This is a genomic window from Xanthomonas arboricola pv. guizotiae, from assembly GCF_002940205.1.
In the GTDB taxonomy this organism is placed as follows: domain Bacteria; phylum Pseudomonadota; class Gammaproteobacteria; order Xanthomonadales; family Xanthomonadaceae; genus Xanthomonas; species Xanthomonas arboricola_C.
In genome coordinates, this window is sequence record NZ_MDSK01000144.1 from 1 (window position 1) to 279 (window position 279).

The following is a 279-nucleotide window of genomic DNA, read 5'->3' on the forward strand; positions in this document are numbered from 1 at the left end:
GAACACCCGTTTCGTGTGATCAAGCGCCAGTTTTGCTACACCAAGGTGCGCTATCGCGGCCTGGCCAAGAACACCTCGCAGGTGCTGACGCTGTTTGCGCTGTCGAACCTGTGGCTGAAGCGCAAAGAGTTAATGCCCGCCGCGGGGTAGGTGCGCCTGTAATCTGGGTAATACCCCGCAAATGCGCCCAAAACGGCAAAAAATCGAGGATCTGAGTGCCTTGAGCGCGGCCGATGTGGCTTACTTCATTTTCCCGACGCGTTGATCAGGCCATCCCTA

The 279-nt window shown here is 57.0% G+C and carries 1 protein-coding gene; it reads left to right on the plus strand.

Annotation, left to right across the window (positions count from 1 at the left end; translation table 11 throughout):
• Positions 1-150 (plus strand): transposase (locus XarbCFBP7408_RS22205; protein ID WP_146093850.1); only part of this gene is annotated, 150 nt, incomplete at its 5' end.
• Between the last annotated feature and the right edge of the window lie 129 nt (positions 151-279).